At 69.5% G+C, this 21,879-nt stretch carries 19 protein-coding genes and 1 pseudogene; 11 read left to right on the top strand and 9 right to left on the bottom strand.

Annotated features, from left to right (window positions below):
* The first annotated feature begins 157 nt into the window (after window positions 1-157).
* Window positions 158-1,678, top strand: coding sequence for an aminopeptidase P family protein (locus CDO52_RS14710; RefSeq protein ID WP_017618934.1), 1,521 nt, complete (start codon window positions 158-160; stop codon window positions 1,676-1,678).
* A gap of 172 nt (window positions 1,679-1,850) precedes the next feature.
* Here CDO52_RS14710 and CDO52_RS14715 read toward each other — a convergent pair whose 3' ends face one another.
* On the bottom strand, window positions 1,851-2,525 hold the full coding sequence (locus CDO52_RS14715; protein ID WP_017618935.1) for a lysophospholipid acyltransferase family protein: 675 nt from the start codon (window positions 2,523-2,525) through the stop codon (window positions 1,851-1,853).
* Between the two features lie 216 nt (window positions 2,526-2,741).
* Between CDO52_RS14715 and CDO52_RS14720 the strand changes: the two genes are divergently transcribed.
* Window positions 2,742-3,551, top strand: coding sequence for a potassium channel family protein (locus tag CDO52_RS14720; protein WP_017618936.1), 810 nt, complete (start codon window positions 2,742-2,744; stop codon window positions 3,549-3,551).
* 134 nt (window positions 3,552-3,685) lie between these two features.
* Here CDO52_RS14720 and CDO52_RS14725 read toward each other — a convergent pair.
* Window positions 3,686-4,613: pseudogene (locus CDO52_RS14725) on the bottom strand (serine/threonine dehydratase).
* Window positions 4,614-4,930: 317 nt separating this feature from the next.
* On the opposite strand from CDO52_RS14725, the gene CDO52_RS14730 reads away from it, so the two are divergent.
* The gene (locus CDO52_RS14730; RefSeq protein WP_094932458.1) at window positions 4,931-5,824 is read left to right on the top strand and encodes a LysR substrate-binding domain-containing protein; all 894 of its coding nucleotides are present in this window, start codon (window positions 4,931-4,933) and stop codon (window positions 5,822-5,824) included.
* A gap of 112 nt (window positions 5,825-5,936) precedes the next feature.
* Here the strand turns inward: CDO52_RS14730 and CDO52_RS14735 are convergent, their stop codons facing one another.
* Window positions 5,937-6,782 (bottom strand): SAM-dependent methyltransferase, encoded by an 846-nt coding sequence (locus CDO52_RS14735; RefSeq protein WP_017618939.1) that lies wholly within the window; start codon window positions 6,780-6,782, stop codon window positions 5,937-5,939.
* A gap of 423 nt (window positions 6,783-7,205) precedes the next feature.
* Here CDO52_RS14735 and CDO52_RS14740 point away from each other — a divergent pair, with 423 nt between their 5' ends.
* Complete coding sequence (locus CDO52_RS14740) at window positions 7,206-7,667, top strand: ATP-binding protein (protein WP_094932459.1); 462 nt, start codon at window positions 7,206-7,208, stop codon at window positions 7,665-7,667.
* Between the two features lie 112 nt (window positions 7,668-7,779).
* Here the strand turns inward: CDO52_RS14740 and CDO52_RS14745 are convergent, their stop codons facing one another.
* Window positions 7,780-8,688, bottom strand: a complete 909-nt coding sequence (locus CDO52_RS14745) for a LysR family transcriptional regulator (protein WP_033300366.1) — start codon at window positions 8,686-8,688, stop codon at window positions 7,780-7,782.
* Between the two features lie 72 nt (window positions 8,689-8,760).
* Between CDO52_RS14745 and CDO52_RS14750 the strand changes: the two genes are divergently transcribed.
* A complete protein-coding gene (locus CDO52_RS14750) occupies window positions 8,761-9,897 on the top strand; it encodes a YeiH family protein (RefSeq protein ID WP_232524183.1) in 1,137 nt (378 codons plus the stop codon).
* A gap of 16 nt (window positions 9,898-9,913) precedes the next feature.
* Here CDO52_RS14750 and CDO52_RS14755 read toward each other — a convergent pair whose 3' ends face one another.
* On the bottom strand, window positions 9,914-11,344 hold the full coding sequence (locus CDO52_RS14755) for an amidase (RefSeq protein ID WP_094932460.1): 1,431 nt from the start codon (window positions 11,342-11,344) through the stop codon (window positions 9,914-9,916).
* A gap of 195 nt (window positions 11,345-11,539) precedes the next feature.
* Window positions 11,540-12,910 (bottom strand): DUF6002 family protein, encoded by a 1,371-nt coding sequence (locus tag CDO52_RS14760; RefSeq protein ID WP_017618943.1) that lies wholly within the window; start codon window positions 12,908-12,910, stop codon window positions 11,540-11,542.
* A 207-nt stretch (window positions 12,911-13,117) separates the two neighbouring features.
* Here CDO52_RS14760 and CDO52_RS14765 point away from each other — a divergent pair, with 207 nt between their 5' ends.
* Both CDO52_RS14765 and CDO52_RS14770 read left to right on the top strand, forming a co-directional pair.
* Entirely contained in the window at window positions 13,118-13,672 is a 555-nt protein-coding gene (locus tag CDO52_RS14765; RefSeq protein WP_026125840.1) for a TetR/AcrR family transcriptional regulator, read from the top strand.
* Window positions 13,673-13,714: 42 nt separating this feature from the next.
* Window positions 13,715-14,149, top strand: a complete 435-nt coding sequence (locus tag CDO52_RS14770) for a tautomerase family protein (protein WP_017618945.1) — start codon at window positions 13,715-13,717, stop codon at window positions 14,147-14,149.
* A 19-nt stretch (window positions 14,150-14,168) separates the two neighbouring features.
* Here the strand turns inward: CDO52_RS14770 and CDO52_RS14775 are convergent, their stop codons facing one another.
* On the bottom strand, window positions 14,169-14,603 hold the full coding sequence (locus tag CDO52_RS14775; protein WP_083919886.1) for a DUF779 domain-containing protein: 435 nt from the start codon (window positions 14,601-14,603) through the stop codon (window positions 14,169-14,171).
* A complete protein-coding gene (gene exaC, locus CDO52_RS14780; RefSeq protein ID WP_017618947.1) occupies window positions 14,603-16,126 on the bottom strand; it encodes an acetaldehyde dehydrogenase ExaC in 1,524 nt (507 codons plus the stop codon). Before exaC ends, CDO52_RS14775 begins: the two co-directional genes overlap by 1 nt.
* A gap of 739 nt (window positions 16,127-16,865) precedes the next feature.
* Here exaC and CDO52_RS28715 point away from each other — a divergent pair.
* The 4 genes from CDO52_RS28715 to CDO52_RS27475 all read left to right on the top strand — a co-directional run bounded on the left by CDO52_RS28715 (window position 16,866) and on the right by CDO52_RS27475 (window position 20,655).
* Window positions 16,866-17,462, top strand: coding sequence for a serine/threonine-protein kinase (locus tag CDO52_RS28715; protein WP_232524184.1), 597 nt, complete (start codon window positions 16,866-16,868; stop codon window positions 17,460-17,462).
* Window positions 17,463-17,505: 43 nt separating this feature from the next.
* Window positions 17,506-18,762, top strand: a complete 1,257-nt coding sequence (locus CDO52_RS14785) for a serine/threonine-protein kinase (RefSeq protein WP_232524186.1) — start codon at window positions 17,506-17,508, stop codon at window positions 18,760-18,762.
* A gap of 300 nt (window positions 18,763-19,062) precedes the next feature.
* Window positions 19,063-19,914, top strand: coding sequence for a DUF817 domain-containing protein (locus CDO52_RS14790; RefSeq protein ID WP_232524188.1), 852 nt, complete (start codon window positions 19,063-19,065; stop codon window positions 19,912-19,914).
* Between the two features lie 234 nt (window positions 19,915-20,148).
* The gene (locus tag CDO52_RS27475; protein ID WP_152471639.1) at window positions 20,149-20,655 is read left to right on the top strand and encodes a hypothetical protein; all 507 of its coding nucleotides are present in this window, start codon (window positions 20,149-20,151) and stop codon (window positions 20,653-20,655) included.
* Window positions 20,656-20,889: 234 nt separating this feature from the next.
* Here the strand turns inward: CDO52_RS27475 and CDO52_RS14800 are convergent, their stop codons facing one another.
* Window positions 20,890-21,840 carry a MerR family transcriptional regulator gene (locus CDO52_RS14800; RefSeq protein ID WP_026125842.1) on the bottom strand — a complete coding sequence of 317 codons (951 nt, stop codon included), beginning with the start codon at window positions 21,838-21,840 and terminating at the stop codon, window positions 20,890-20,892.
* Window positions 21,841-21,879: the final 39 nt, after the last annotated feature.

Below are 21,879 nucleotides of genomic sequence, written 5' to 3' on the forward strand. Positions count from 1 at the left end.
AGCCGCTTCCGAGTTGTCGACCGCTGTCGGCGCCGTGGCCGCTGCGTCCACAGGGACGGCGCACTTTGGCGATGCGTCGACCCGACCCTCGTACGATGATGGGGTGAGCCGTCACAAGCGGCTTCCAGTACACGCACTCGACGAGGAGGGCCCTACCGTGTCCGAGCACCAGCGTCCGCAGTCCGCGACGGAACCCACCAGCACCGCAGACGCACCGGTGTTCACGCCGCGGAAGAACGGTCAGGCGCAGGCGCCCTCCGACGAGCTGGTCGCCTGGATGCGCACCGGGTGGGCCGACACCGAGATGCGCGACCTCAAGCCCGTCGAACAGGCCGAATACACCGCCAGGCGCCGCGCCGCACTCGGCGCCCGCTTCCCCGGCGAACGCCTGGTCATCCCGGCGGGCAACCTCAAGACCCGCTCGAACGACACCGAGTACCCGTTCCGCGCCGCCTGCGACTACGTCTACCTCTCCGGCGACCAGACCGACGACGGCTGCCTGGTCTTCGAGCCGCGCACCGAGGGCGGGCACGACGTCACCGCCTACCTCCGCCCCCGCTCCAGCCGGGAGAACGGCGAGTTCTGGCTCGACGGCCACGGCGAGCTGTGGAGCGGCCGCCGCGAGAGCCTTCAGGAGTCCGCCGCCCTGCTCGGCCTGGACACCGCCGACGTGCGCACGCTGCCCGACGTCCTGCGCGACGCGCCCGCCGCCCCCACCCGGATCGTGCGCGGCCATGACAGCTCGCTGGAGTCCGTCCTCAACGAGGTGCGCGGCGGCGCCTCCCCCGCCCAGGAGGAGCGCGACGCCGCGGCCGAGCGCGACGAGGAACTGGCCGTCACGCTCCACGACCACCGCCTGATCAAGGACGAGTGGGAGGTCGCCCAGCTGCAACAGGCCGTCGACTCCACCGTGCGCGGCTTCAACGACGTGGTCGGCGCGCTCCCCAAGGCCAAGGCCACCTCCGAGCGCTACGTCGAGGGCACGTTCTTCCTGCGTGCCCGGGTCGAGGGCAACGACGTCGGCTACGGCACCATCGCCGCCTCCGGCCCCAACGCCACCACCCTGCACTGGGTGCGCAACGACGGCCCGGTGCGCGACGGCGAGCTGCTGCTGCTCGACGCGGGCGTCGAGACCACCACGCTCTACACCGCCGACGTCACCCGCACGATTCCGACCTCCGGAACGTTCACCGACGTCCAGCGCCGTGTCTACGACCTCGTGTACGCCGCCCAAGAGGCCGGGATCGCCGCCGTCGCGCCGGGCAAGCCGTTCCGCGCCTACCACGAGGCCGCGCAGCGCGTCCTCGCCGAAGGCCTGGTCGAGTGGGGGCTGCTCGACGGCCCGGTCGACACGGTGGTGGAGCAGGGCTTGCAGCGCCGCTACACGCTCCACGGCACCGGGCACATGCTCGGTCTGGACGTGCACGACTGCGCGGCCTCGCGCACCGAGCTCCACCTCTACGGCGACCTCCAGCCCGGCATGGTGCTCACCGTCGAGCCCGGCCTGTACTTCCAGCCCGACGACCTCACCGTCCCTGAGGAGCTGCGCGGTATCGGCGTGCGCATCGAGGACGACGTGCTGGTGACCCCGGAGGGCAACCGCGTCCTGTCGGCCGGTCTGCCGCGCCGCTCTGACGAGGTCGAGGCCTGGCTGGCCGAGAAGCTGCCCAAGGCCTGACACGGCACGGCTTCGCCGGGCACGGCTCGGTCATCTGACCACGACGCGGCCTGGTGCCGCCGCACCAGGCCGCGTCGGGGACAGCGGACGTCGTCCGACGAACCGGAGAAATCGACCAGAGGAAGAGGGGCGGGGGAGGGGGCAGCCGAGGGGAACCGTTCCGGGTCCGGGATCAGATGTCGTCGCCACTCGGATAGGTGTTGTAGACGCCCGCCTCCTCCTGTCCGGAGAGGCGCTGGATGGCGGCCATGATCTCGTCGGTGATCTCCCGCCGCGCCGGTCCGGGCTTCATGCGCGCGTACTCGGCTCCGAAGTACATGGGGGCGCCGAACCGGATGCTGATCTCGGCGATCCTGGGAACCCGCGCACCGATCGGCTGGATGCGCTCGGTGCCCGACAGCGCGACCGGAACCACGGGCGCGCCCGACTCCAGGGCGAGGTGGGCCACGCCGGTCCGGCCCCGGTAGAGCCGCCCGTCGCGCGAACGGGTCCCCTCGGGGTAGATCGCGAACGCCTCCCCATCCCTCAGTACCTTCAACCCCAGCTCCAGCGCGTCGATCGCTTCGCGCGCCGTGCCGCGCCGCACCGGCACCGCGCCCAGAGCGTTGAACGTGAGCCGGGACAGCCGCCCCTTTACCCCGGGGCCCGCGAAGTAGTCCGACTTGGCGAGGAACCGGACGCGGCGCGGTACGGCGAGCGGGATGACCACGCTGTCGCTGAACGAGAGGTGGTTCCCGGCCAGGATGACCGGACCGGTGCGCGGGATGTGCTCCAGGCCGTCGATGGTCGGCCGGTAGAGCACTCTGCCCAGCGCCGATGCGGTCGCTCGCAAGGTGCCGTACAGCAAAGGTCTCCGATCGTCGGACGTCTCGGACGTCATCGCGGGTTCGCCGAGGATTTCTCGCCACGACAATGTAGCGTCGGCCTCCGGCGGACCGCGGCGCGCCCCGGGCACATGCTCGATGACCTGGCACAAGACGCTGGTCATCACCCGCACTGCGCAGAAATGTGACCCGCGTGAAACTCCGGCATGATCCAATGGGGCGCCGTGGATAACGCGCACGTGAGTACCGGAGATGACGCCCTCGAACGGTGGCGGCGGAAGACCGAGCTGCCGCTGGCAGCCGCGGCGCTGCTCTTCCTCGCCGCCTACGCCTGGCCGATCCTGCATCCCGAGATCCCCCGGGTCTGGCGGCTTGCCTGTGAGGCGACCACCTGGGGGACATGGGCGATGTTCGTGGCGGACTACCTGGTCGGGTTCAAGCTCGCACGTCACCGTGTGGCGTACCTCCGCACCCACATCCTCGACCTGGTCATCATCCTGGCACCGTTCCTACGTCCGCTGAGGGCGCTGCGGCTCATCACCGTCGTCAGCGTGCTGAACCGGCGTCTCACGAGCACACTGCGGCGCCACGTCGCCGTGTACGCGGTCTGCGTCTCCGTCCTCGTGGTGTTCGTCGCGGCGCTGGCGGTCCTCGACGCCGAACGCGGGGCGCCGGGAAGCAACATCTCCGCGTTCGACGAGGCCCTCTGGTGGACCTTGGTCACCATTACCACCGTCGGCTATGGCGACTTCTACCCGGTCACCGAACACGGCCGGTTGATCGCCGTGGCGCTCTTCATCGGCGGCATCTCCCTCCTGGGCGTCGTGACCGGGACCGTGGCCTCCTGGTTCACCGAGAAGGTCGAGGGCTCCAAGAAGGCCGCCCTCGCCACCCAGGAGCAGGTGGCGCTGCTGACGGCGGAGGTCCGGGCCCTGCGCGCCGAGTTCGCCGAGCGGGACCGGGACGGGGACGCCGGCCAGGGGCGGGAATGGGAGCGGGAACCGGAATCGGTCATGGACGGTCACGCCCAGAGTCCCGGGGCCGGCTGACCGCCGGAGGGTGCGGGTCCGCAGCGCAAGCCGGGCCCGGCTGCGCCGGGCCGACTTCGCGCATGTAGCGGATCGACCCTCCGACCGCCCGATCCGCGCAGAACGGGCGGACCTCCGGTCTCCTCCGGCTCAGATCAGTCGCCGGGCCGCCAGTCGGCATTCGCGCCGCAGATGACGAGACACGCGTCATCCCGGGACGCGCCCGGCCAGCCAGGCCGCGAACGGCACGGCCGCCGCGGGTTCTGCGGCGATGCGGAACTCCTCCCACAACCGGTCGCGCGCGGCCAGGATCTCCGCGTCGCTCACCAGCACCGGCGTGACCGGGTTCTCGCGCAGCACCGCATAGGGCACGTCACCCAGTCGAGCCGCCCCCAGCGCGGAGGCCGCCACCGAGTCCACTGGTGTGTCCACCGGCTCCCCGGCGGCCAGCGCCGCGTGCAGACTCTGACACCCCTCCGGCTCCACGGCCACGACCTGCCGGCCCCCGGAGCCCAGGCGCACGCCCGCCACCAGGCCGCCGCCGCCCACCGCCACCACCACGGTGTCGCAGCTGGGCGCGTCCTGCGCGATCTCGTAGCCGATCGTGCCCTGCCCGGCCACGACGAACGGGTCGTCATAGGCGTGCAGGTAGCGCACCCCTGTGGACTCGGCGTGCTTGTGCGCCGCCGCGGCGGCCACCGCGTAGTGCTCGCCGACCCGCACTACCTGCGCGCCGGATGCCTCCAGGCGGCGGGCCTTCGCTTCGGGAACGGTCTCGGGTACGTACACCACGGCCTCGATCCCCAGCAGGCGGGCGGCGGTGGCGACGCCGAGCCCGTGGTTGCCGCCGGAGGCGGTGATGACCTTGTCGGTCTTTTCCCCCGCGAGCAGCGCGTTGAGCGCGCCGCGCAGTTTGAAGGCACCGGTGAGTTGGAGGTGCTCCAGCTTCAGCGTGAGGGTGCGGCCATCGACCTGCGCGTGCAGCACCGGCGTGCGTCGCGCATGAATGGAGATGCGATCGGCCGCCGCACGGACATCTTCGGCCGTCGGGACGTTCGCGGGGATCGCGGTGCTGGGTGTCATGTTCCGACTCTGCCTGCCATGGTCATTAAGTTAAAGTTGGGTTTGCTTAGGATGATTAAGCAAAGCTTTGTATCAATCAGTGTCTGACCTGTTCCGGAGGGCGCCCAGGTGTGCGTCCGGTCGCTCAGGGCTCGACACCCTAGTGGGCGGGGCGCCGCGTGCGGGCGATTTCGCGCAGGTCGCGCGGGTCGCGGGCAACGCCGGGGCAGCAGGGGGAACACCGAGGGACAGGGGACCGGGCGTCGCGTCGACGGAGCCACCGGGATTCGGTGCCATCGCGGTGCGGCGAGATGGGGACACGGGGAGTGGGTGGGCGGATGCTCGACGCGAACCGGGTGCGGGTGCTGGTGGAGATCGCACACGCGGGGTCGATCGCGGCGGCGGCCGAGCGGATGTCGTTCACCGCTCCCGCCCTCTCCCAGCAGCTGGCCAAGCTGGAACGGGAACTCGGCTGCTCCCTGGTCGAACGCGGACGCGCCGGGATCCGGCTTACCGAGGCCGGTGAGGTCCTGCTGGACTACGGAGAACGGGTTCTGGGCGAGCTGCGGGACGCGGAGACGGCAGTGCGCGCTACAGCCGGAGAGGCGCCCCGCAGGCTCGCTCTGGGGACCTTCGCCAGCGCTGGCAAGGTGCTCGTGCCCAACGCGCTCGCCGCGTTCGGCGAGGCACACCCGCACGTGCGGCTCGCCCTGTCCGACGTTGAGCCGCCCGGCGGATACGGCCTGGTGACCTCCGGCGAGCTGGACCTGCTCATCACGCACCGATACTCGGGCGTGAACCTGCCCCCGGCGGCCGGGCTGCACCGCGAGCAGATCCTCGTCGACCCGCTGCTGCTGGTCCTGCCCGAAGGCCACCCGGCGGCCGCCGCACCGCCACGGCTCGCGGACCTCGCCGACGAGGAGTGGATCTGCGGGGCGCCCGGCATCTCCAACCGGATCTCCCTGGACCGCGCGGCCGAGGCGGAGGGCGTCCCCCTGTCGGTGGCCTACGAGACCCGCGACTACGAGGTCACGCTCGCTCTGATCCGAGCGGGCGTGGGGGTCGGGCTCATCCCGCGCAGCATCCTGGGAGCCGCCCTGCCCGGGGGATGGGTGGCGCTGCCGCTCGCCGGAGTCGACCTCGTCCGCGAGGTCTATGTCGTGCACCGCCGACGCCCGCCCGCCCCCGTCCCCGAGATGGTCGCCACCCTGCGGCGTACCGCCGTCGCCTGAATGAGCAGACCGGGCCCGGCAGGCGGGCGGGCCCGGCGGCCGGCCACGTGCGCACGACCGGCCGTCGGACCGTCGGCATCGGCGAGCGATCGGCGGTGGAGCCGTCGCCTGGTCAGGCGTTCTTGCGTGCCAGGGCCACCATCATCGCGCGCTGGTAGGGCTGGAGGTCCTCGACGGCCGGGACCGGTGCGGCCGGGTCCTCGGGGTGCCAGCGCGCGATGTACTCCAGGCCGGGCGGGAGCAGTTCCAAGCCGTCGAACTGGCCGCGGATCGTGTCCAGCGGACGCTTCCAGCCGGTGCCGAGCGTCTCCAGGCAGGCACGCGACAGCGCTGCCTGGGCCGGATCGCCGGTGTCGGGCCATTGCGTGGTGAACACGTAGCTGCCGGGACACATCGCGTCCATGAGCTCGCGCAGCAGCCGTCCCGGCTGCTCGGCGTCGCTGATGTGCATGAGGATGCCGACGAGGATCACCGCGACGGGCCGGTCGAAATCGAGGAACGAGGTGATGTCGGGGTGGTCGAGGATGTGCTGCGGCTCGCGCAGGTCGGCGGTGGTGACCGTACTGCTGTGTCCGGTCGCGAGGAGGGCGCGGCCGTGCGCGAGGACGATGGGGTCGTTGTCGACGTAGGCCACGCGTGCGGCGGGGTTGAGACCCAGGGCGGCCTCGTGCGTGTTGGGCGTGATCGGCAGACCGCACCCGATGTCGAGAAACTGGTCGATGCCGACCGTGCCGGTGAGGTACTCGACGCCGCGGATCAGCGCGTCGCGGTTCTCCCAGGCGATCTCCCGCGCTTGGGGCAGATTGGCTAAGAAGACGTCCGCCGCCTGCCGGTCGATCTCGAAGTTGTCCTTGCCTCCAAGGATCGCGTTGTAGACGCGCGCGGTAGATGGACGAGACAACCCCAGGTCAGGCAGGTATTTCTGCCCCTGAGTGGACGTCCCTTCAGTGGGGGTCATTGGAGGTGCCTCCGCCTCTTCTACGTCGGGGGGAACTGCAATCGTACGCCTGTGGCGTAGTTTGTACCCCCTGAGTTTCCCTATTCCTCCCGAACAACGGATGTATCGCCGCACCGGGGCATAGCCCATCTGTGCGGGCGGCGTATACGGAACCACGACCAATGCCCGCCGACGCCATCATGCGGAAGGAACGCCGCGCAAATGATGGAATGGGTTTAAAAGCGTTGACATCGTGGCACGCCATGGTTTGGAGCGGGATCATGGTCCGACAGTGCATCCGGTCGCGTGTCCGGAAGCTGAAATCCGGAGGTCGGAGACCAGAAGTGCTTACGGCAATTCGATGAAAAACGCAAGCCCTATGTGGCGGCGCTATGCCTCCGGGGCGCCGCCGATGCTGCAGAGGAGCGCTGACGTGCAGGATCCATGCCCGCGCCACAGGTCCTCGATGCGGGAGGTGGCCTGAGCTTGGTCGCCTCCACCCCCACCCCCACCACATTCACGCGTACATTCCGCGGCCACCCCTATGAAGTCGCCAAGGCGCGGCACTGGGTCGAGGGCATGCTGTCGGCCGTCATCTACCGCCCGCCCATCCCCGACGACATCGTGGGCACCGCCGTCCTGCTGGTATCAGAGGCCGCGACCAACGCGATCCGCCACACCGCCACGGGACTCGGCGGGCGGTTCACCGTCGTCGTGCACTTGTCACCGGGGCTGCTGAGCGTCCATATCGAAGACGACGGCACCGCGGGCGAGGTGCCTCTGCACGTCAAGGCCGGACCGTTCGCCGAGTCCGCGCGCGGCATCGGCCTGGTCTCGCACTTCGCCGACGAGTGGGGCGTGCTCCCCGAAGACGCCGGCGTTTATTTCCGCCTGACCTGGCCCTAAGGCGAGTTTCCCGGCGAACCCGCGTGGGGGTGGCCGGCCGCGCTCCCGCTCATCGGACCGATGCCGATGCGGCCGCTGATCGTGCCCGCTCCGCCGAGCCCGGCACTCGGGATCACCCCTTCCGTCCCGCCGCGATGCGCACCAGATGCTCTCCCGGCTCGGTCAGGCGGGTTCGTGAACGCCAGACCGCGCGCAGAGGGCGGCGCAGATCGAGGCCCTCGATCGCGACCTCGCGCAGCCGGCCGTCAGCGATCTCGGCGGCGACCGCCAGCTCGCTCAGCACGGCCGGCGCAGCGCCGCTCAGCACCGCCACCTTCACGGCCGCGTTCGACGACAACTCCAGGGCGGGGGCGGCCGGGCCGACGCCCAGGGCCTCGGTCAGCGCGTGTTCCAGGGTCGTGCGCGTGCCCGAGCCGCGCTCGCGCATCACCAGCGGGGTCGCGGCGAGTTCGGCGGCGGGGACCGGGGCGCGGCGCCGCGCCCAGGGGTGAGCCGGAGCGACCACCGTGACCAGCCGGTCGACGCGGACGCGCGTCGCGGCGATGTCGCGCGGCAGGTCATAGGACTCGATAAACCCCATATCCGCCATGCCGCCGTGGACCTGCTCGGCCACCTCTTCGGAGTTCAGAACCTGCAGGCCCACCTCGATCTCGGGCTCGATCTCGCGGAGACGCGCCAGCCAGCCGGGGACCAGGTACTCGGCCACCGTCATGCTGGCGGCGAGTTGGAGGCTCGCCTTCCGGTTCCGACGCAGTGCGGCGACGCCGCTTTCCAGATCGCGGGCGGCCTCGACCACCGCGTGGGCCCAGTCGGCGACCGTCTGGCCCTGGGGGGTCGGGCGGGATCCGGTCGTGTCGCGCAGGAGCAGGGGCACGCCCAGTTCACGTTCGAGCGTGTCCAGGCGGCGGCTGGCCGAAGCCTGGGTCAGCCCCACTTCGGTCGCGGCCCGGCCGATGCTGCCGTACTCCGCCACCAGCAGAAAAAGCTCCAGACTCGCCAAGTCCGGCCATTGCGCGCTCATACAGTCACTGTATGACCTGATACGTAATCGGCCCCTACCGAGCATCCCAGCAGACGGTCAGGGTTGGGCCCTGTGAGTCAACAATCCACCGAGCCATCAACCGAGCCGTCGACCTCGGCTTCTTCTCCTAGGGTCGTACCCCCGACCCGACCCGCGAAGCGGCGGATCTCCCCGGTACCGCCGTGGGGGCTTCCTTCCGCGCGGGCGGCACGCGCGGCCGTCCCCGGCCTGCTGCTCACGGCCGTCGGCGTCGTGGTCGCGCTGCTGGTCAACCGGATGGTGCCCGGGGTCAGCGCGCTCATCGTGGCCCTGGTGCTCGGTGCGGTGCTCACGAACCTGGGCCTGGTTCCCGACTCCCTGCGCCCGGGACTGCAGGCGGCGGTCAAGACCCCGATGCGTGCGGGGATCGTCCTGCTGGGTGTGAGCCTCGCCCTGCCCGATGTGCTCGCACTCGGTGCTCCCGTGCTGCTCGTGGTCCTGGGCGGGGTCGCGGTGACCTTCCTCGGCACGCTGCTGCTGGGGCGGCTCTTCGGGATCGCGCGTGAGCGGCGCCTGCTCATCGCGACCGGGGTGTCCATCTGCGGCGCCTCGGCGGTGGCCGCGATGAACGATTCGGCCGAAGGCGATGAGGACGACGTCATGACCGCGGTCGCGATCGTCACCATCTTCGGCACCCTCGCGGTCCTGGCCCTGCCTGCGCTGCGCGGAGCGCTGGGGCTCGCCCCGGCGACCTTCGGGATCTGGACCGGTGCGAGCGTGCACGAGGTCGGCCAGGTCGTCGCGACGGCGGGCGCGGTCGGCGCCGCCGCACTGGCCCCCGCCGTGATCGTGAAGCTCACCCGCGTGGTGCTGCTGGCCCCGCTGATCGTCGCCGTCAACCTCTGGCAGCGTCGCGACAGATCCATCCCCGCCCCCCGAGAGGGAGGCGCGTCCACCCCGGAGCGAGCCCGACCGCCGATCGTCCCGCTGTTCGTCATCGGGTTCCTCATCGCCGTGGCCATCGGCAGCGCGGGGGTGCTCCCGGAGTCGGTCCTGGGACCGGTGAGCGTCCTGCAGACCGTGCTGCTCTCCGCCGGCCTGTTCGCCATGGGCACCGGCGTCCGACTGGCCGCCCTCGCCAGGTCGAGTGGCCGCAGCATCGCCCTGGGGGCGCTGTCCACCCTGCTGATGCTCACGGTGACCTACACCGGCCTGGCGCTGGCCACCTAGCGCGTCCACCGGGCGATCACGTCGTTGGCGCCAGCTCAGGACGGCGCTCGGCGTAGCGCGTGGCCTGTTCGAAGGCGTAGGCGTAGCGGAGGAGCGCCAGATCCGCACGATGCTTGGCGACGAGCTGCACACCCACCGGAAGGCCGGCCGGCGTGAATCCGGCCGGGACGGACATAGCCGGGCACAAGGTGGTCGTCACCCAGTAGCACGAGGACATCCAGCGGAGATAGCCGTCCATCGGCTCGCCCGCCACTTCCGTGGGGTACTCCAGGCCCGCATCGAATGGAAGTACCTGACTGACCGGCAGCAACAGCACGTCGTATTCCACAAAGAACTCGCGGAAGCGGTGGTACATGTCGGCCAGCTCCAGCTTCGCCTGGCCGATGTCCTCAGCGGACAGCAGGCGCCCCCGCACGATCTCCTCGACCAGGGCGTCTTTCACCTGCCCCGGGTGTTCGTCGACGATCCAGCTGTAGGCCACAGCGAACTGCCAGGTGCGAAGGGTTCGGAAGAGCCGATCACTGTGGGAGAAGTCGGGAGAAACCTCCTCAACCGCACAGCCGAGCCCTGCGAATACCTCGGCAGCGGCATGAACAACAACCGAGGCCTCAGCTTCGATGGGAAGGTCCCCACCGAAATCAGCGGAATACGCGACGCGCAGCCCACGCATGTCGCATTCCAGCGGGGCGTCGAACATTGCCCCCGAATCAGTCAGTGCCATCGGCGCCCTGGGATCGGGACCGGCGATCACTGACATCAACAACGCGACATCGGAGACCGTACGCGCCATCGGCCCGGCGACGGTCATGGGTTCCCAGGGGAGAATCGACGGCCACTGCGGGACCCGTCCGGGCGAGGGCCGGAGCCCCACGACATTGTTGAACGACCCGGGATTCCGTAGTGACCCGCCCATATCCGACCCATCCAAAAGCGGATGCAACCCGGCAGCCAACGCGGCCGCCCCACCGCCGGTACTGCCCCCGGCCGACAGGGACGTGTCGTAGGGGTTCCGCGTCACCCCGAAGACGGGATTGAACGTGTGCGATCCAGTGCCGAATTCCGGGGCGTTGGTCTTCCCCATGACAATCGCTCCAGCGGCGCGCATCCGCTCCACGGTCAACGCGTCGTGCTCCGGCACATGGTTGGCGAACACCGGCGACCCGTACGTCGTGCGTATCCCGGCCGTATCGTGCGTGTCCTTGACCGCGACCGGAATCCCGTGCAGCGGCCCGACCACGCCGCCACCGGCCAACCTCGCGTCGGCCTGCGCCGCCTCCTCCATCGCCCGCTCGGCATCGAGCGTCACCACGGCATTGATCTCGGCGTTCACAGCCGCGATGCGATCAAGGTGCGCCCGAACGACCTCGCGTGCCGACACCTCCCGCCTCCGCAGCATCCGGGCAAGGTCAGTGGCGTCGGTGTAGTGGAGATCGGCGCTGGTGGTCATCGCTCTGCGGGCTCCCTACCGAGACTCAAGGGGAAATACCACCCCTGTTGGGCATACCACGGATGCCACTGAAGTATGAGACGGTCCTACGGCCTCCACACGCATGCGGCGGGAAGGCGGCCACCGCGCGATCACCGGAGCCGGTGTCCGCAATGAAGGTCCGCACGGTGGCCGCCGTCCCGGTAGGGGAGTCCGTCAGCGTTCAGCCGATTCGAAGACCACGGTACGGAGCCGCTGGGCGTCGTCGACGCCGTGGAGGTGGTGCCCGGGTATGGGAGTGAAGTCGTCCTGGGTGTAGGAGCCCGACCCGTGGAGCAGCACGTCGTCTTCGGCGTCGATCAGCCGCCGATCGACGCCGAGCAGCAGGCCTGCTGCCGCCATGACCAGCGACCAGTCGCGCAGCCTGGCCGGATCGGAGGGCAGGGTGATCCCCGCGGGCGCCAGAAGCTTAGTGATCTCGTTGTACCGGTCGAGGCACTCCCGGCGGGAGACGACGATGCCGCCACCGCCCTGCTTGGCGATGATGTCGTTCATGTCGGACGAGGTGGCCGCCTGGTAGGCGTAGAAGGTGATGTCGAGGAACTCCTCGGGGTCGTCCGCGACGTGCGGGAAGTGTGCTTCCTGGTCCTGCCGGTACAGCCCGGCCTCGCCATCGAGGCGGTAGTCCGGCACGTGCTCGTTGGAGAAGTCGCCGTGGTAAAGGTTCAGCACCATCTCGGGCCTGCCGAGATGCTGCACCAGGAAGTAGGACGGCGGAGGGTCACCTGCCTCGCCACCGGTCCCGCTCAGCAGCGAACGGCCGAAGTGGTGGCCGAGCAGGCCGTAGGCACTGGAGACCGCGTGGACGTGGATACGGCGTCCGGCGGTGGGGGCGAGCCGCCGCTCGACGGCCGCCCGCAGCGCGTCGACGGCGCGATAGTTGTCGATATCGAGTGTGTACCACAGGCGCCGTCCGGTGCGGGCGGTGAACTCTTTTCCGTACTGGTCGACGAATTCCCGCGCGATCTTCTTGACGTTACTCGGTTCGTCGCCCGAGTAAATTGCCACCGGGTTTCTCGCTCGCAGTCCGGAGTCCTCGTTCAGAGAAGAGGACCACAGTTTGTCTCGGGCGGATTCCGGGATGAGCGTGACCATCTGCAGATCGTCGGCGCTGACCAGCCCGCACTCGATGGCCCTGAGTACCGCGTCGCGCAGAGCGGTCCCCTTGTTGGCGGATGAGGGGGTGAGGAGGGTGATGGGTTCACCCGTCGACCAGATGTGCCGGATCGCCCGAGCGACCATGACGTGGGAGGGGAGGGTCCATGTGGTCCGGGTTCGGGGGTTCCGCATCAGATTCAGGAAGGTGACGTCCTTCCCCCTGTACGAGCCGAGCCGTGTCACGGACACATCGGCCGCGCCGAAGAACTCGGCCAGCCGCGCGTCCATGCGCGGAACCTTGAACTCGGGGAAGAATGCGGTGTCCAGGGGTCCGGACTTCTTCGATCCGACGCGGCGGAGGGCCGCCTCCAGGAATTCGTAATTGTCGATGATGGCGTTCTGCGTCGTCCCGGATTCAACGATTCCCATGGGGTCCTCTTGATGTCGGGGCTGCAACATGACTTGCGATTCTTCGGCCGTTTCTGAGGTAGGGCAATCGTGTTGAGGTGAGTGTTGGGTCCCTGACGGGTAAGCGGGGTGTGTTCCACCACGCTGCTCCGCCGCTGGGAAGTACCCGTCGATGCCGTAGGAAGCACACGTCCGCGTCTGTACCTACTAGTATGTATAGTCGTGGTCATGGACACGAGGGAACGCCTCATCGAGAGCACACGGGAGCTGCTGTGGGAACGCGGCTACGTGGGCACCAGCCCGAAGGCCATCCAGGAGCGATCCGGAGCGGGTCAGGGCAGCATGTACCACCACTTCCACGGCAAACCCGACCTGGCGCTCGCCGCGATCAGCCGCAGCGCCGAGGACATGCGCGGCAGGGCGGCGGCCGAGTTCGCCCGTCCCGGCACCGTGGTCGAGCGGATCACCGCCTACCTGCGGCGGGAACGGGACGCTCTGAAGGGCTGCCCGGTCGGCCGCCTCACCCAGGACCCCGACGTGATGGCCGATCCGCGACTGCGCCGACCGGTCGAGGAGACGTTCGCCTGGCTCACCGACCGGCTGGCCGAGCTGGTGGCGGAGGGCCGCGACACCGGCGAGCTCGACGCCGGGATCGACCCCGCGGCCACGGCTGCCGCCCTGGTCGCGGTGGTGCAGGGCGGCTATGTCCTGGCTCGCGCGGCTGGATCGGCTGACGTCTACGCCCATGCCACCGACGGCGCCCTTGGCCTCCTTCGCCGGTAACGAGCCGGTGATCCACCCCCTTCGCAGAGGAGAACCCCTGGCATGCCAATTGTTCGGATCGACGCCCTGGGGGCCGACAGCGATCGGCTCGACGCCCTCGGCCGCGCCGTGCACGATGCCCTGGTCGAGACCATCGGATTCCCGCCCGATGACCGGTTCCAGGTCCTGGTCGGTCACGACGGCACCCGCAGCACCCTGCGCTACGACGATTACCTCGGCATCCGACGCGATGACGGCATCGTCTACGTCGCGATCACGATGCGCTCCGGGCGCACACCCGTGCAGAAGCAGGCGATGTACCGGCGGATCGCCGAGCTCGCCCACGAATACGCGGGCACCGAGCCGCGCAACGTGTTCGTCACCGTGACCGAGAACGAGTCGATCGACTGGTCGCTCGGCCACGGCCTAGCGCAGTACGCCGCCTCCTCCGATACGGTCGGCCCGCCATCGGGGGCGGCCGTGAACGAGAGGCACTAGGAGGAATGAGCGTCCGCGGTCACGTCGAACTCGCCTGTTCCTCCTCGGTGAGCAGGCGCGAGCGGATGATGAACCGCTGCCCTGTCGGTGCCTCCAGGGAGAAACCTCCGCCGCGACCCGGGACGACATCGATGGTCAGGTGGGTGTGGCTCCAGTACTCGTACTGCGCGCGCGACATCCAGACCGGAACCGGCTCCGGTCCACCGATGTCCAGGTCGCCCAGCTGCACATCGGACGCACCCGTCCGGAACTCGCCCGCCGGATAGCACATGGGCGAGCTGCCGTCGCAGCAGCCGCCGGACTGATGGAACATCAAGGGCCCGTGCTCGGCGCGCAGCGTACGGAGGAGGCCCGCTGCCTCGGCGGAGGCCGCCACTCGCGAAGGCGGACCAGCGGCCTCCCGGGCCTGACCGTGGGCGCGGCCCTCTCCCGCCGCCCGTTTCTCCGCGCCCATCAGAACAGCCCTATCGCCTTGTCCGAGTAGCTGACCAGCATGTTCTTGGTCTGCTGGTAGTGGTCCAGCGCCATCTTGTGGGTCTCGCGGCCGATGCCCGACTGCTTGTATCCGCCGAAGGCCGCGTGGGCCGGGTAGGAGTGATAGTTGTTCACCCACACCCGTCCGGCCTGGATGGCGCGTCCGGCGCGGTAGGCCGTGGTGGCGTCACGGCTCCACACCCCGGCGCCCAGGCCGTACAGGGTCTCGTTGGCGGTGGCGATCGCGGCGTCGTAGTCCTCGAAGCGGGTCACCGACACCACCGGGCCGAAGATCTCCTCCTGGAAAATCCGCATCCGGTTGTCGCCCTCGAACACGGTCGGGGCGACGTAGTACCCGCCGGCCAGCTCACCGTCCATCTCCAAGCGCTCGCCGCCGGTCAGGACCTTCGCGCCCTCCTGCTTGCCGATGTCGATGTAGGAGAGGATCTTCTCCAGCTGGTCGTTGCTCGCCTGCGCCCCAACCATCGTCTCGGTGTCCAGCGGGTTGCCCTGCTTGATGTTGCGCGTGCGCTCCAGCGCGTCACCGAGGAAGGAGTCATAGATCGACCCCTCGATGAGCGCGCGCGACGGGCACGTGCACACCTCGCCCTGGTTGAGGGCGAACATGGTGAAGCCTTCCAGAGCCTTGTCGTAGAAGTCGTCGTGCCGGGCGGCGACGTCGGCGAAGAAGATGTTGGGGCTCTTGCCGCCCAGCTCCAGGGTGACCGGGATCAGGTTCTCGCTCGCGTACTGCATGATGAGGCGCCCGGTGGTCGTCTCTCCCGTGAACGCCACCTTGCGCACCCTCGGGTTGGCCGCCAGCGGCTTGCCCGCCTCCACACCGAAGCCGTTGACCACGTTCACCACGCCCGGCGGGAGCAGGTCGGCGATCAGCTCCATGAGCACCAGCACCGAGGACGGGGTCTGCTCCGCGGGCTTGAGCACCGCGGTGTTCCCCGCGGCCAGTGCAGGCGCCAGCTTCCAGGCGGTCAGCACCAGCGGGAAGTTCCACGGGATGATCTGCGCGACCACACCCAGCGGTTCGTGGAAGTGGTAGGCCGTGGTGTCCTCGTCGATCTGCGAGAGCGTCCCCTCCTGCGCGCGGATCGCCCCGGCGAAATACCGGAAGTGGTCGGCCGCCATCGGGATGTCGGCGGCCAGCGCCTCCCGCACGGGTTTGCCGTTCTCCCACGTCTCGGCGACCGCGAGGCGCTCCAGGTTCTGCTCGATCCGGTCGGCGATGCGGTTCAGCACCTTGGCGCGTTCGGCGGCCGGAGTGCGGGCCCAGCCGGGCGCGGCGGCGTGCGCGGCGTCGAGGGCGAGTTCGATGTCGTCGGCGTCGCTGCGCGCGACCTCGGTGAAGACGTCCCCGGTGACCGGTGTCGGATTCTCGAAGTACCGCCCCTTGACCGGTTTCACCCACTCTCCACCGATCCAGTTGTCGTAGCGCGGGGCGAAGTCGATGACGCTGCCGTGGCGGCCGGGTGCGGTGTAGGTCGTCATTGCGAGCTGCCTCCTTGCTCGGGCGCGCGGCGGAGCAAAGGGGTGTCCCACGGCCGCGTGCCTCGGTGGGGGAAACACGGATTACGTGGGTAACGCGCGTGGCCCGGACTCGTACGCTCGACCCGGACCCGACCGCCCCCGGACACGAGGCGGCGGCCCTGGCCGGAGGAGACACATTCCTGTCGTTCCTAGCATTCCTGGAGTTCGGGGCGTGGGCGCTCCAATATGGCGTGGGCACTCCGTCCACCGCGCGGTCGTGATTCCGGCGCGGCGGACGGGGCTGCCCACGGCGTACAGTCAACATCTCCACCCGGGCGCAGACCAGAGGGCAACACGACCGAATTTTCACCGAGTCCGCCCGCTCGCCGGTGACCTGCGGTGATGCTATCTAACTTTCTGTCGAGAACGTGCTGTGCGCGCCCAGCCGTGGAACAGGCCCCGTCCCGCCCGCCCGGAACCCCCATTGACCTGTTGATCCGACCCTTTGTCGACCCCCTCGCGGGCCGTGCCCGCCCCCCGGACGTCCCGTGGGCCCGCCGCGATCGTGGTGGCCATTGCGGTCGTCCGATTGGCCCGCAGAGTGGCCCCAGTGACGGCGGCCCCGGCCGCCTCTTCGGGCCCGGTGGAATCCTTGGCGAATGGTCGGGCCTACCCGCTTTTGCGGTCGATGCACTCCGGGCCTTGACTACGATCGCAAGGGGTTCTTCGATGACATGGCGGCTATTGCGGAGGTGCGGACGTGGGTCCGTTGGAGAGCGGTGACCCGGAGAGGATCGGCCGATACCGGCTGATTGGTCGGCTGGGCGCCGGAGGAATGGGTCAGGTCTTCTTCGGGCGGTCCGCCGGCGGTCGTCCCGTCGCGATCAAGCGCATCCATCCGCACATGGCCACCGACGCCTCCTTCCGTGAGCGCTTCGCCCGCGAGGTGACGGCGGCCCGCCAGGTCAGCGGTGCCTTCACCGCCCCGGTCATCGACGCCGACCCCGATGGGGAGGTCCCCTGGCTGGTCACGTCTTATGTACCGTCGCTGCCACTGGACGAGGCGGTGCGCGCCTATGGGGGGCTGCCCGAGCACACGCTGCGCGTCCTGGCCACCGGTCTGGCCGAGGCACTCAGCGAGATCCACCGCGTCGGGCTCATCCACCGCGACCTCAAGCCGGGCAATGTCCTGCTGGCCGAAGACGGCCCACGCGTCATCGACTTCGGCATCGCCCGCGCCAGCAGTGGAACCGCCGCCACGCAGTCGATCATCGGTACCCCCGGATTCATGTCGCCCGAGCAGATCCAGGGTGAGTCGATGGGTCCGAGCAGCGACATGTTCGCCTACGGGCGGTGATCGTCTACGCGGCCGCCGGACCGGCCCGTTCGGCGAGGGCGCGATGCCCACCATGGTCATGCGCGTCATGCAGAACGAGCCCGACATCTCCGCCGTACCGCCGTCCCTGCGCAATCTCGTCGCGGCCTGCCTGAGCAAGGCCCCTCAGCGCCGCCCCGGCCCGGCGCGCTGCTGGACGCGCTCGGGACGTGCCCATCGGCGAGTCCTGGCTGCCCCGGACATCATGCGCGGCGTTCGCGACCAGGTGGGCAAGGTCAACGCGGCGTTGAGCGGCGCCCCGACCACCGATCCGGCCAACGCCGCCACCAACGCGCCCGGAGCGACCTCGGTCCTCGGCGGGGCCGCCGCCGGTGCGGCGGCGGGAGCCGCCGCGGATACGCGCTCGGCGACGACCAGGCCACCCGCGCAGTGGGCGGGCCGGGCGGTGCCCCGGGAGGCGGCGCCGACGCGACCTCGGTCATGGGGCCGGGCCGGTGGGGCCGGGCCGACGGCGCAGTACCCCCACCAGCCGACCGCGCAGTACCCGCCGGCCTACGGCCAGGCGGCAGGCCACCAGCCACAGCAGCAGGTTCCGCCGACCGCGGCCTACGGGCAGCAGCAGGGCGCCGTCCCACCCACCGCGGCCTATGGCCAGCAGACGGGGCAGACCGCGGGCCAGAACGGGGGGTACGCTCCGCCGACCGCGGCGATGTCCCCGTCCGGCCGGGACGACGCCTACGCCGACCTGTACCGGGGCAGCGGTTCGCCCGCGCCCTCCGCCCACTCCCGCCAGGCTGAGCAGCAGCGATGGCAGGAGGAGCAGCGCCGCCACCGCCAGGAGGCAGACGAGCGCCGCCGGGTGCAGGAAGAACAGCGCCAGCGGCAGGAGGAGCAGCGGCGCAGGCAGGAAGCCGAGCGCGCGCACCAGGAGCGGATCCGCGCCGAGCAGGCCGCCGCCCGCCGCGCGCAGTCGCAGGCGCGCCGAACCGACCAGCCGAGCCTGTGGAGCTTCGTTAAGCTCCTGCCCCTGCTGATCATCCCCATCATCCAGATCCCCCTGGGCTGGGGCGCCTCGTATGCCTGGGAGTGGTTCACCACCTCACAGGTCTGGAGCGGAACGCACTACTACTACCCGGGGATCTTCAGCGAAGAGGGCTTCTTCCAGGCGCTGTTCCTCGGTTACTTCCTGCTGAACAACCTGCTGGGACTGGAGTACCTGGTCCGCTCCCTGCGCACCTCCTTCGTCACGGGCGCGGTGCTGGCCGTCCTCGTGATCGCGGCGACCAACGGAGCCCTGTACTCCTACGGTTTCTTCGGCTGACCGGACGACCATCCGCCCGGCGTCGGGCGCAATCGCCCCGCCGCCGGGCCACGCGTCCCCTCCGCTCGGTCGGGTCGGACTCGCTCGGCCCCGTCATCGGCCCGGACGCGCGCCCGTGCGTTCGCGCGTCCAGGCCCGGCTCGCCTACCCTTCCCCTTCTGCCCGGCGTTCCACCACTGTCCGGATCCGGCCGATGAACTGCGCCGTTGCGACGAATACCTCATGATCCACTCGCCGCGGCCGCGCGTCCTACCCCTACGGGAAGGTCCCACCGATCGCAGCGAGCAGAAGGAGACGCGCGTGGAGAAATGGAAGCACCGCATCGCGCAGTTTGTGCGGTTTGGCCTGCTGGAGGCGTGGTCATGCGCGTTCGCGGTCGGAATCTTCATCGGACTGGCCGCCTCATCGGTGATCCCCCTGCCGATCCCGCGCTACGATGCGCTACTCGTCTACGGGATCGTGCTCACGGCCATCTTCTGGGGACTGCGCCTGGAGACCGGACGCGAGGTGCTCGCGATCCTCGGCTTCCACATCGTGGGCCTGGTGTTCGAACTGTTCAAAGTGCACATGGGGTCGTGGAGCTACCCTGAGGACGCCTGGACGAAGATCGGCGGAGTCCCGCTGTACAGCGGGTTCATGTACGCGGCCGTCGGCAGCTACGTCGTGCGCGCGTGGAAACTCTTCGACCTGGGACTCAGCGGCTACCGGCCGCTGGCCACGGGTATCGTCGCCGCGCTCATCTACGTCAACTTCCTGACCCACCACTGGTTGCCCGACGCGCGCCTGCTGCTCGCCGTGGCGATGGTCATCGTGACGTGGGGCGGCTGGGTGTACTTCACCGTGGGCAAGGTCCGCTACCGGATGCCGCTGGCACTGTCCTTCGTGCTGATCGGCTTCTTCCTCTGGGTGGCGGAGAACATCTCCACCCTCCTGGGCGCATGGCGCTACCCCCACCAGATCAACGCGTGGGCGATGGTCCACCCCTCGAAGTTCGGCGCCTGGGCGCTGCTCGTGACCGTGTCCTTTGTGCTGGTGGCGGTCTGGAAGCATCCGCGGCAGGTCGGCGCCGTCGCAGATCACTCCGGCGGCGACCCGGGCGACGATGCGACCGCAGCACGCAGCGACGAGCCGTCCGAAGCGGCCAGGCCCTGACGCTGAAACGGCCACTGCGCGAACCAGAATCCCAAAAAGAGAATTTGTTGCATTCTCGACGTTCGTCGGGGAAATAGTTAAACATTCCCGCTGTCCGCTTCTGGTCAATTGGTATCCGGGGTTGTGGAGCTTCGCTATTCTGGGTGTTTCGGCAGGAGTGGAATTCCATTGGCTTTCTGTGGGGTTCCGCCCCTTGCGCAAGTACGCCCATGATTGCCGAAGGGAGAATGTCCGATGCGGCAATCCCTGGCTCGTCGAAGTGCAGTCGTCGTCACCGGGCTCGGGCTGGCGGCCGGGCTCATGGGAGCCCCCGGCGCCGCTGCCGACGTGCGATCGATGTCCGCCCCCGGGATCACCGCAGGCAGCGCGTCCACGTACCAGAACGCCGAGCCCGCACCCGGAATGAAATGCAGGAAAGCCCGTAGCGTGATTCGCGGCGCCAAGGCCACGGCCACCATCTGCTGGTGGTCGAAAAAGCGCGGTGGCTGGCGCGGTGCCTCGATCGACGGTCGGATCTACGACACTCGTTCAGATGGAAAGTACGCGGCGTTCAAGATCCACTGGAGGTCCCGCAAGGGCCGTCCGTGGAAGTCGCACACCCGGGTCCTGGAGACCACCGAAGGAGATTACGCGCCGACATCCACGCGGGTGAAGTCCTATCGGGAGAAGTGGTACCCGATCAAGGACCTGTGGATCAAGGCCTGCAGGAGCGACGGTGCCTGTGACCGGTATTGGCGCTGACGGCAGCGGCGACCAGCGGCCGGATTCCTCCCCCAGGTAGTTAAGGGGCACTGTTCGGCCTGGTCGGTCACCCCTCCTTCCGTTCTCCTCAGATAAACGGAAGGAGGGACGCGGGGAAAGCGGTCGGCTCACATCAACGACCGAGCGGTCACACCCTCCGGTCGGAGGGGAGACCCACTCCGGAATGGGGCACCGGGTCATCGGCACCCATTCGGCTTACCGCGACATCGCCGGTTAGTGGGCGCTCTCCACACGCAGGGCGGCGATGAGCCATTCCCAGGCCGGGACCCGCGGCTCGAACGCGGGCCATCCGTTGATGATGACCAGCAGCTGCCAGTAGCGCTCCACCCGAGGGTCGACGAAGACGGACATCTCGTCGGCGATCTCGACACGCCGCGACGGGGAGTCGGTGCCGCCGTAGACAGCGGTGATCGCGGGCATCAGCTCCTCGACGATGGCCTGGCCTTCGGCGGAGTCCGGAGCCGTTCCGGCGCCAAGGGCCGAGCGGCCGGCGGCCGTCACTTTGTCCGCGAGGTCTTGCTGCGCCGGGGACGGGTACTCGGACGCACCCTCGGTGCGCACGCGGGCGCTCTCCACGACCATTTCCCGGCTGCGCTGGCGGAAGGACGGGTCCTGAACCAGTTCGGCCAGCTCCACCCAGGCGTCGACCTGTTCGGGGGTGGGGTCGTCCGGCAGCGCCGGGGCCACGGCGCGGTACTTCTGCTGGACCGCGTTATCCGCGTCCAGGCCGCCGAAGACGGCTTCGTGGTAGTCGTCGATGATGCTCTGCCGCTCTTCGGCGGAGAGCTGGGCGAGTCGGTTCATGAGCGAGAGCTCCCGTTCCGTTGGGGTCCGATGGGCCACGGTGCGCAGCACGGCCCGGCGCACGCGCAACACGCGGATCTGCGCGTCGAGCGCGTCGGCGTGCGCGGTGGCCACCGCTCCGATGTCGGCCTTCCGCTCCAGGACCGCCCGGATCGTCGCCAGGTCGATGCCCAGGTCGCGGAGTGTGCGCACCAGGTCCAGGCGGGCCACGGCCTCGGCGTCGTAGAGCCGGTACCCGGCCGCGCTGCGATCCGAGGGCGGGACGATGCCCTCATCCGAATAGAACCGGATGGTCTTGACCGTCAACCCGGTGAGTTTGGCCAGTTCACCGATGGTGTGGAGGCCGTGCTGCGTTTCCATGGGCACCACTGTGGGGTCTCCCCTCACTGGAGGGTCAAA

Source organism: Nocardiopsis gilva YIM 90087 (assembly GCF_002263495.1).
GTDB classification, from domain to species: domain Bacteria; phylum Actinomycetota; class Actinomycetes; order Streptosporangiales; family Streptosporangiaceae; genus Nocardiopsis_C; species Nocardiopsis_C gilva.

Bases quoted from the DNA above. Each gene is read 5' to 3' on its own strand.
- CDO52_RS27475 (WP_152471639.1), top strand. From the start codon at position 20,149: ATGCGGCAATCCCTGGCTCGTCGAAGTGCAGTCGTCGTCACCGGGCTC.
- CDO52_RS14760 (WP_017618943.1), bottom strand. From the start codon at position 12,910: ATGGGAATCGTTGAATCCGGGACGACGCAGAACGCCATCATCGACAAT.
- CDO52_RS14765 (WP_026125840.1), top strand. From the start codon at position 13,118: ATGGACACGAGGGAACGCCTCATCGAGAGCACACGGGAGCTGCTGTGG.
- CDO52_RS14770 (WP_017618945.1), top strand. From the start codon at position 13,715: ATGCCAATTGTTCGGATCGACGCCCTGGGGGCCGACAGCGATCGGCTC.
- CDO52_RS14785 (WP_232524186.1), top strand. From the start codon at position 17,506: ATGCCCACCATGGTCATGCGCGTCATGCAGAACGAGCCCGACATCTCC.
- exaC (WP_017618947.1), bottom strand. From the start codon at position 16,126: ATGACGACCTACACCGCACCCGGCCGCCACGGCAGCGTCATCGACTTC.
- CDO52_RS14775 (WP_083919886.1), bottom strand. From the start codon at position 14,603: ATGGGCGCGGAGAAACGGGCGGCGGGAGAGGGCCGCGCCCACGGTCAG.
- CDO52_RS14735 (WP_017618939.1), bottom strand. From the start codon at position 6,782: ATGACCCCCACTGAAGGGACGTCCACTCAGGGGCAGAAATACCTGCCT.
- CDO52_RS14800 (WP_026125842.1), bottom strand. From the start codon at position 21,840: ATGGAAACGCAGCACGGCCTCCACACCATCGGTGAACTGGCCAAACTC.
- CDO52_RS14730 (WP_094932458.1), top strand. From the start codon at position 4,931: ATGCTCGACGCGAACCGGGTGCGGGTGCTGGTGGAGATCGCACACGCG.
- CDO52_RS14755 (WP_094932460.1), bottom strand. From the start codon at position 11,344: ATGACCACCAGCGCCGATCTCCACTACACCGACGCCACTGACCTTGCC.
- CDO52_RS14745 (WP_033300366.1), bottom strand. From the start codon at position 8,688: ATGAGCGCGCAATGGCCGGACTTGGCGAGTCTGGAGCTTTTTCTGCTG.
- CDO52_RS14740 (WP_094932459.1), top strand. From the start codon at position 7,206: ATGCCCGCGCCACAGGTCCTCGATGCGGGAGGTGGCCTGAGCTTGGTC.